This is a genomic window from Hymenobacter lapidiphilus (genome assembly GCF_013377885.1).
Lineage (GTDB): Bacteria > Bacteroidota > Bacteroidia > Cytophagales > Hymenobacteraceae > Hymenobacter > Hymenobacter lapidiphilus.
Genome location: NZ_JABKAU010000106.1, coordinates 1 through 753, shown reverse-complemented (window position 1 = coordinate 753; position 753 = coordinate 1). Strand labels below are relative to the sequence as shown.

1 pseudogene is annotated in these 753 nt (G+C 54.8%); it reads right to left on the bottom strand.

Annotated elements, in window-relative coordinates:
• Positions 1-19: 19 nt before the first annotated feature.
• Positions 20-748: pseudogene (locus tag HW554_RS20800) on the bottom strand (IS5 family transposase); the annotation flags it as partial.
• Between the last annotated feature and the right edge of the window lie 5 nt (positions 749-753).

Genomic DNA, 753 nt, shown 5'->3' with positions numbered 1-753 from the left:
TAGAGCGTGTGGACAGCTGTCATTTGAGCCAGCACATGATGCAGGCTAACTGAACTACAGCTAAATAGCAGGCGGCTTTCTTATCATAGCGCGTAGCGACTGCACGGTTCTGCTTGATTTTGAGGAAGAAACGCTCCACTTTGTTGCGGTCTTTGTACAGATTCTTATCGATGACGCGTTCAGTGGTGCGGTTTTTCTTGGACGGAATAACTACTTCCGCCTCGTGTTCTTCAATGCACTCAACCACCGCATTCGTGTCGTAGCCCTTGTCGCCCACCACCGCTTTTACGTCTGGCGGCAAGGCCTCCATAATTTGCGCGAAGTGCTTACAGTCGGCTTCTTGTCCACCCGACAGATGCACATGTACCGGATTGCCTAACGCATCGACAGCCGCATGTACTTTCGTCGTCCGCCCGCCTTTACTGCGGCCGAGGGCTTCGCCGCTCCCCGCTTTTTTTTTGCCCCAGCCGCTTGTGGATGCACTTTGATGCTGCTCGAATCGACCAGTACCCACTCCCAATCCGGCTCTTGAATGGCGGTGAACAGGCGATGCCATACTTTTTTATCGGCCCAGCGAGCGAAGCGCCGGGCGAGCGAATTCCACTTGCCTAACCGCTCGGGCATATCGCGCCAGGGGACACCGGTGCGAATGCGCCATAGAATGGCGTTGATAAACAAACGATTAGCTGCATTGGCCCCTCCCTGCTTTTGACAAGAAGCCTCCAGCAGTGGGCGCAAAACGGCCCATTCTCG